Raw genomic sequence first — 8,392 nt, forward strand, 5'->3', positions numbered from 1 at the left:
CCCCCGCCGCCCGGGGCCGGTGGTCCCGGTGGTCAGAACCCGGCGCTGCGATTCCAGCAGCAGCCGCCCGGACAGCACGGTTCCGGCCATGATTCGTACGACTACCAGAGCTCGCGGCCTTCGCAGATGAACCGGCCCGCCGAGCCGCTCTCGCCGTACGGCGGCGACCCGTCGGTACCCTCCGGGTACCCCGGCGATCCTTCGCGTCCGGCTCCGCCGCCGCCCGGACCGGGAGGTAATGGGCCAGGTGGACCCGGTGGTCCCGGGCCCTTCGGTGGGCCTGGTGGTCAGGGTGGCCCCGGTGGTCAGCAGGCGTACCAGCAGTCGGCTCCACCCGGGTATCCGCAGGAGACAGGGCACCCGCAGGGTCCCGGCGGGCCTTCCTTCGGGGGCGAAGACGACTGGGTCCTCTCGCCGCCCTCGGGTCCGGCGGGCGGTGCGCCCGGCGGTCCCCCGGGACACGGTCAGATGCAGGGCGGCTACGGCTATCCGCAGCCCGGCTCGACCCAGGCCCCGCCCGGGTACCAGCAGCAGCCGATGGCCTGGAGCGTGACGATCGGGCCCGACCGCGAGTACTTCATGGCGATGATGCAGCGCTCCGGCCCCGAGGCCGCGGGCCTGAATCTGCCCGCGTACTCGCCGGAGCAGCAGCGCCCGCTCATCGGCAACCAGATCACGATCGGCCGCCGCCGCCACTCCACGGGTGAGTCCCCGGACATCGACCTGTCGGTGCCGCCGGAGGACCCGGGCGTCTCGCACCAGCACGCGGTCCTCGTCCAGCAGCCCGACGGCAGCTGGGCGGTCGTCGACCAGAACTCCACGAACGGGACCACCGTCAACGGCGGGGAGGAGCCCATCCAGCCCTTCGTCCCCGTGCCGCTGCAGGACGGCGACCGGGTGCATGTGGGGGCGTGGACGACGATCACTATCCGCCGGGGCTAGGCGCTCCGCTGGAAGCACGGTGAAGTGGGTGCGGGCCGTGATGTAGCTGCGGGCCGGTGGGGGCTTGTCGCGCAGTTCCCCGCGCCCCTAAACGGGGCGCGGCCAACTGGCCTGCGTTATGTGATCTGCGTTACGCGAGCGGCCAGGCGTACGGTCCTTCCGGGGTGTCCAGCCACGTCCACTCGCGCTCTCCGCTGACCGTGATCCCGTACCGCTCGCGTTCCGGGTGTTCCTCGCGCTCCCACAGGGCCAGGGCCTCGTGCGGGTCGAGGGCGCCCGCGGTGAGGGCGAGCAGGAAACGGAAGAGTTCGTCCTGAACGGCTCGGCGCGGCAGGCCGCCGTCGGTCGGAGGCCGCGGTTCGGACCGCTCGGTGCCGCGCAGGGGCACGAAATAGGCGGGCGTGAGCAGGAAGTGGCCCTCGGCGTGCTCGGCGTCCTGTACGCGCAGGTCGATCACGCCGGTGGCGATCGGCGCGAGGATGTGGGCGCCTGGGTTGCACTGGGCGAGCCAGGGACGCGGGATCGAGGTCACGGCGCACGTCACGATGATCCGGTCGTACGGGGCGCGCTCCGGGCAGCCGCGGGCACCGTCGCCCGTCACGACGGTCGGGTGGTACCCGGCGGTGGCCAGATGCTGCCGGGCCGACTCGGTGATCTCCGGGTCGAGGTCGATGGTGGTGATCAGGTCGTCGCCGAGCCGGTGGGCGAGGAGGGCCGCGTTGTAGCCGGTGCCCGCGCCGATCTCCAGGACCGCGTTGCCGTCCCGTACCTCCAGCTCGGCCAGCATCTTCGCCATCAGGGACGGCTGGCTGCTGGACGAGAGCAGTTCGCCGTCGCGCACCCGCGTGGCCAGCGGGGAGTCGGCGTAGGCACCACGCAGCCAGCGCTCGCGCCTGCGTGGGTCGGGGTCCTCTCTCCACAGGCGCTCGTGGCCGCCCTGCGCGCTGACGTAGTAGTACGGCACGAAGAGGTGGCGCGGGACGCTCTCGAACGCCTCCCGCCAGGCCGGATCGCTGTCCCAGGCCCCGCTTGCGTCGATCTCGCGCACCAGCGCCGCCCGCGCCGTGGCGGCGAGGTCGTCCAGGCCATGATCGATGACGTGCGCGCTCATACCTCCACTGTGCTGCGCGACGGTCCGCGAGGCGAGCGCGTGAACGCGCCGTTCCGCCGGTGGTCCTACGCCTCAAGTCCTCGGTCGCCACGTCTGAGACCATGGATTGGTGCTGCCATCCCCGGGGGACAACCCCCGGACCCCCGGCCGAGAAGATCCGGGGCCACCACGAGCGATATTTGTGAGGCCAACCCACGTGAAAGAGATTCCGCGCGGCACGCTTCAGGAGCAGACCTTCTACGAGCAGGTCGGCGGCGAAGAGACCTTCCGGCGCCTCGTGCACCGCTTCTACGAGGGTGTCGCCGAGGACCCGCTGCTGCGGCCCATGTATCCCGAGGAAGACCTGGGCCCGGCCGAGGAGCGTCTCACGCTGTTCCTGATCCAGTACTGGGGCGGCCCCACCACGTACAGCGAGAACCGCGGCCACCCCCGGCTGCGGATGCGCCACGCCCCGTTCACCGTCGACCGCGCGGCACACGACGCCTGGCTGAAGCACATGCGCGTCGCCGTCGACGAACTCGGCCTGTCCGAGGAACACGAGCGCACGCTGTGGAACTACCTGACGTACGCGGCGGCGTCGATGGTGAACACAGCGGAGTGAACACGGCGGGATGAACACAGCGGGGTGAACACAGCGGGCTGACGCCACTTACGATCACAATCCGGTCAAGCTCGGTCGAAAAGCGCTTACCCGCTGCCCGATCCCTCTGACAGCATCGCTCGGAGATCCGGGACAGCAGCCGGACTGCGGCGGGGGGCCGGGTGACGGGGTTCGTCTTATTGCGCGCGCGGGCACACCGTCTGCTGCTGGCCGCCGCGCTGCTCACCGTCCTCCTGACGACCGCCGTCCTGGCGACCCTCACCGCGTACTCCGGAGCGATCGGCGACGCGGCCCTGCGCCACTCGCTCCTCGAGACTGAGCTCGACACTGAGGACGGGGCGGACACGGCGGACGCGTCTGGTGGGGCGCCCGCGTCGGGCAGGGAGAGCGCCGCGGCCACCACCTTGATCGTCGAGGCCGACGTGCCGGCGGACGAGCGCAAGGCCGCCGACAAGGCCGTACGCGACGGGGCGCGGCGTACCTTCAACGGGCTCCCGGTGACGCTGCGGACCCTCGTGCGGTCGGGGCCGTACGCGCTGCCGCGGTCCTTACAACCACCCACCGCACGGTCCGGCGACCCGGATCTCACGCACTTCGCGGCCTTGGACCGCTCGCAGGTACGTGTCGTCGGGGGTCGGTTGCCGCGCGATACGGGCGGCGGTCGCGAGATCGAGGTCGCCCTTCCGGAGGCGGCCGCGCAGGCGCTGTCGTTGAAGCCCGGCGCACGCCTCACGCTCGTCGACCGGCTCGACGGCCCGAAGGCCCACATCCGGGTCATCGGTCTGTACCGGCCCGTCCAAGTCACCTCATCGTACTGGCAGTTGGACGAGCTGGGCGGCCGGGGCATCAACAAGGTCGACTTCACCACGTACGGGCCGCTCCTCACCGATCCGGCCGTACTGCGCGCGAACGGGCGCGTGAGCGACGGGCCTTCGGCCTGGCTGGCGTCCGCCGACTTCTCGACCCTGACGACGGGGCGGATCGACGCCCTGCGGAACGCCGCGCTCTCCGGCCCGAAGGCGCTGCTCAAGTCTCCTGCCCTGCACGGCACCACGGCGGTCACGACCTCGTTGCCGGAGGAGCTGGACCGTGTCGAACGTTCGCTGCTGGTCTCCCGTTCGACACTGCTGATCGTCGCGCTCCAGCTCGCGCTGCTCGCCGGGTACGCGCTGCTGCTCGTGGCCCGGCTGCTGAGTACCGAACGGGCCGGTGAGACACAGCTGTTGCGGGCGCGCGGCGGTTCCCGCGGCCGGGTCGCCGGCTTCGCCGCGCTGGAGGCGCTGCTGCTCGCCGTGCCCGCCGCGGCCTGCGCACCGCTGCTCGCCGGACCGTTGACGCGGTTGCTGGCCGGGCAGGGGACGCTGTCCCGGATCGGACTGCGGCTCGACACCTCGGCGGCGGGCGGCACGGTATGGACGGTGGCCGCCGGGGTGGCGCTGGGGTGTGCGCTGGCGGTGACCGTGCCCGCGCTGACCGAGGGGCCGGGCCGTGGGCGGGCGCGGACGCTGCCCGCGCCGGTGCGGGCGGGCGCGGACGTCGGCCTGCTGGTGATCGCGGCGGTCGCGTACTGGCAGCTGAACCGGCAGACCTCCGGCGCCGTCACCGACGACACATCCGGCACCCTCGGCATCGACCCGCTGCTCGTCTCCGCGCCCGCGCTCGCCCTGCTCGCCGGGACCGTCCTCACCCTGCGGCTGCTCCCGCCCGTCGCCCGCCTCGCCGAACGCCGGGCGGCAAGCGGGCGCGGACTGCCCGCGGCGCTCGCGGGCTGGCAGTTCAGCCGCCGCCCGATGCGCGGCGCGGGACCCGTACTGCTGCTCGTCCTCGCCATCGCCATGGGCATGCTCGCCATCGGCCAGGGCGCCTCCTGGGACCGTTCGCAGGACGACCAGGCGGACTTCCAGGCCGCTACGTCCGTACGCGTACTCGGGGCCGGCGAGGACGGGTTGGGCGCGGCCGGGGTCTACTCCGAGGTCGAGGGCGTACGCGAGGCCGCGCCCGCCGTGCGTACGACGCTGCCGTTGTCCGGCGACCGGACGGCGACGGTGCTGGCCCTGGACACGGCGGGCGCGGCGGACGCGGAGGGCTCCGGGGACACGGAGGACTCGAGGGACACGGAGGACTCCGGGGACGCGAAGGACTCCGGGGACGCGGAACGCTCGGGGGGTGAGGGGATGCTGTTGCGCGGGGATCTGGCCGATGAGCCGGTCGGGCGGTTGCTGGCGGGGCTCGGGCCGGAGCGGGCGACGGCGGCGGGCATGACGCTGCCGAAGGGGACCAGGCATCTGGGCATGGTTCTTCGGATCCGCGCGACCGATGCCATCGGCGGGGCCCGCTCGGAGGTGACGGCGGACGTGGCGGTGACCTTGGAGGACCGGTACGGGGTGCCGTACCGCGTCACCGTCGGTGAACTCCCCGCCGACGGCCGGGCGCACCCCCTCACCCTGGACCTCGCGCAGGCCGCCGAGGCCCCGGCCGGTCGTGCGGCCGAACCGCTGACGCTCACCGGGATACAGCTGGACATGACCCAGCCGACCGGCCGGGCCGAGCAACACCGGTTCTCCGTCGAGGAGTTGACCACTGCGGGAGCCGACGGCCAGAAGCACCCGCTCCCGCAGCCCGCCTCCTGGAAGGCGGCGTCCCGTACCAACAACACCGCGGTGGACCCCGAGGGGGACACGGTCCCGAAACGCCCGCGCGTGGACCCCGGCAGACCGCTGACGGTCAGCTACGGCACCGGCTACATCCCCCATGAATACGGCGAGATCACGTCGCTGACGATCCGGCTGCAGGTCGCCCAGCCCGCCGCACCGGAGATAGCGGCCCTGGCGACCGACCGCTTCCTGAAGTCGGCGGGCGCGCGCATCGGGCAACGAGTCGACGTACCGTTCGACGGCTCGACCGTGGCGGTGCGGATCGTGGGGAGCGTACGGGCGCTGCCGACGACCGGGGACGCGAGTTCCCCCAGTGGGACGCCGGATTCCGCGTCCGGGGGTGGCGCGCTGCTCGTCGATCTCGGGTCCGTGAACCGGGTGTTGGAGCAGCGGTACGGCGAGAGCGTCACGCCCACGGAGTGGTGGCTGCGGACCGCGCCCGGGAGTGCGGCGCGCGTGGCCTCGGAGTTGCGTGAGCGGCCCGACATCGAGCCGTCGCAGGTGGTCGTCCGTGACGAGATCGCCGAGCGGTTGCGCGACGATCCCTTCGGGGCGGGTCCGGAGGCCGCGTTCGCGGCGGCGGCCGTGGTGGCCGCCGCGCTGGCCGCGGTCGGCTTCGCGGTGAGCACGGCGGGGTCCCTGCGGGAACGGGGCGCCGAGTTCGCGATCCTGCGCGCCCTGGGCACCCCGCGCCGCCAACTGGCCCGCCTGATCGCCGCCGAGCAAGGCGTCCTGGTGGCCCTGGCGCTGGTGGTGGGCGTGGCCCTCGGGGCAGTCCTGACCCGGGCGGTGATCCCGTTGATCGTCCTGACACCGCGGGCCACGCAGCCGGTGCCGGAGGTGTTGGTGGAGCTTCCGCCGGGCCATGTGGCCGTCCTGCTGACGGCCGTTGTCACCATGCCTCTGCTGGTCACGGCGGTACTGGCGCTGCGCCGCCAGGATCCGGCGAGTTCGCTGCGGAGTCAGGGGGGTGAGTGAGGTGGCCGGCCGATTCACCCGGTTCCGGCGGTACTTGGCGGCATGGGCGGGGAGCAGCCGCGACACGGTCGCCCCCTGGACCCGCACCCGCCTCCGCGCCGCCCCGGGTGCCGCCGTCGCCCTGGCCCTGCTCGTCGCGCTGACCGCATCCCTGGCCGCCGTCTTCCCTCGCGCCGTCGACCGGTACGAGGACGCGGGCCTGCGCCGGATCGCCGAGGAGGCGACGGCCCAGCGGACCTCCCTGCAGTTCTCCGCTCCTCAGCCCGCCGCCGAACTCCCGCAGGATCAACGGGAGTCGGCCCTGCGCCCGGACGCCCTGCGCCAGCAGTACGCGAAGGCGCTGGACGTGGTCGAACGACCACTCGTCCCCGACCCCGCCCAATCCACGTACGGCGTCCGCAACGCCAAACCCCTCGAGACGCCCGAGCGCTGGCTGCCGAGGCCGAGCGGACTGCCCGCGCAGATGTCGCTCGCCGCGCAGAACGGCCTCGCCGACCACGCCCGCCTGCGCGAGGGACGCCTCCCGCGCACTCATGGCACCGTCACCGCCGCGACCCGCGAGGTGGAGGCCGCGGTCACCACTGAGACCGCCGAAAAGCTGCGGATCAAGGCGGGTTCGGTGATCCACGTGCCCGGCGTGGAACGCGCCCCCCTTGCCGTCCGTGTCACCGGCATCGTCACCCCACGCGACCCCGACGGCGCGTACTGGAGCACCCAGCCGCTGCTGCGCACCCCGTCCCTCGTCCGGATCCCCGGGTCGATCGCCGACATGGACACGTACTGGCTGGGCGCCCTGCTCCTGCCCCCGGACGCGGCCCCGGCCCTTCTCGGCACCCCCGGAACCCCTCTGCGCTACTGGCAGCTCGCCCCCGACCCCGCCGCCCTGACCGCGCATGACCTCTCCGACTTGGAGAGCGCCGTCGCCACGCTCGAATCCGGCCCGGGCCTGCTGAAGGTACGCGAGTTCACCGACCCGATGGCCGACGTGAGCACCGACCTCGACGACGTCCTCGGCTCGTACACCGCACTCCGCTCCGGCATCACCCCCCTCGTCGGCGTCGCCGCCTTCGGCACCGGCACGGTCGCGGTCGTCGTTCTGCTCATGGCCGGCGGTCTCGCCGCCGACCGCCGCCGCACCGAACTCGCCCTGCTCCGCGCCCGCGGCGGCTCCCTGCGCGGCGTCATGAGGCGCCTGCTCGCCGAGACGGCCGTGATCGCGGTACCCGCCGGGGCGCTCGGCCTCGCGGCCGCCCTGTTCGCCGTCCCGTACGGCCGCCTGTCGTACGCCGTGGCAGCCGCCGCCGTGGTCACCCTCCTCGCCTGCGTCGTGCTCCCCCTGCGCGCCATGGCCGCCCACCGTGCCGTACGCGTCCACGGTGCCCGCGAGGACCTCACGTCCGTACGTCCCTCGCGCCGCCGTACGGTCGCCGAGCTCACCCTCCTCGTCCTGGCGTCGGGCGCGGTGTTCGCCCTGCGGCGGCGCGGCGCGTCGGAAGACCAACTCGTCGCGCTGGCCCCGGTGTTGATCGGGGTCATCGCCGCACTCGTCCTCGTCCGGGTCTACCCGCTCCCCCTGCGCCGGCTGGCCCGTCCCGCGGGCCGGCTGCGCGGTGCGGTCGGCCACCTCTCCCTGGCCCGCGCGGGCCGCACCTCCGTCTCCACGGTGCTTCCTCTCCTCGCCCTGCTGACCGCGCTCACCACCGCCGCGTTCGGGGGTTCCGTCCTCGCGGGCGTCGCGGACGCGCGGGACCGGGCGGCGCTCGTCACCGTCGGCGCGGACGCGCGCGTCGAAGCCACCCATCCGCTCCCGGCCTCCCTGCCCGCACAGGTCCGCTCGATGTCCGGCGTACGCGAGGTGACGGCTGCGAGCATCACGTTGCAGGCGAAGCCGGGGGACTTGTCGGAGACGGTGCCGCTCGCGGGGGTGGAGCCGGAGGAGTACGCGCGGCTGGCGGGGCGGACCGAGCTGGGGGCGTTCCCCGCAGGCGAGTTGAGCCCCACCCAGGAGGCCCCGAAGAAGGCCGCGAAGGAGGCCGCGAAGGAGGCCGCGAAGGAGGCCGCGAAGGAGGCCGAAAAGACGGTCCTTCCCGCCCTCGCCTCCCCCAC

At 73.5% G+C, this 8,392-nt stretch carries 5 protein-coding genes; 4 read left to right on the forward strand and 1 reads right to left on the reverse strand.

Annotated features, from left to right (window positions below; all coding sequences use genetic code 11):
• A partial coding sequence (locus tag G5C60_RS48060; RefSeq protein WP_165270176.1) for an FHA domain-containing protein occupies positions 1-942 on the forward strand: 942 nt, incomplete at its 5' end.
• 130 nt (positions 943-1,072) lie between these two features.
• On the opposite strand, the gene G5C60_RS48065 is transcribed toward G5C60_RS48060, so the two are convergent.
• On the reverse strand, positions 1,073-2,053 hold the full coding sequence (locus G5C60_RS48065) for a methyltransferase domain-containing protein (RefSeq protein ID WP_206440915.1): 981 nt from the start codon (positions 2,051-2,053) through the stop codon (positions 1,073-1,075).
• 196 nt (positions 2,054-2,249) lie between these two features.
• Between G5C60_RS48065 and G5C60_RS48070 the strand changes: the two genes are divergently transcribed.
• The 3 genes from G5C60_RS48070 to G5C60_RS48080 form a co-directional block, all read left to right on the forward strand.
• Complete coding sequence (locus tag G5C60_RS48070; RefSeq protein ID WP_165270178.1) at positions 2,250-2,654, forward strand: globin domain-containing protein; 405 nt, start codon at positions 2,250-2,252, stop codon at positions 2,652-2,654.
• A 161-nt stretch (positions 2,655-2,815) separates the two neighbouring features.
• Positions 2,816-6,286 (forward strand): FtsX-like permease family protein, encoded by a 3,471-nt coding sequence (locus tag G5C60_RS48075; RefSeq protein ID WP_165270180.1) that lies wholly within the window; start codon positions 2,816-2,818, stop codon positions 6,284-6,286.
• A 34-nt stretch (positions 6,287-6,320) separates the two neighbouring features.
• The coding region (locus tag G5C60_RS48080; RefSeq protein ID WP_241267602.1) for an ABC transporter permease at positions 6,321-8,392 on the forward strand (2,072 nt) is incomplete at its 3' end.

Origin of the sequence: Streptomyces scabichelini (genome assembly GCF_011045015.1) — a bacterium.
GTDB lineage: Bacteria > Actinomycetota > Actinomycetes > Streptomycetales > Streptomycetaceae > Streptomyces > Streptomyces scabichelini.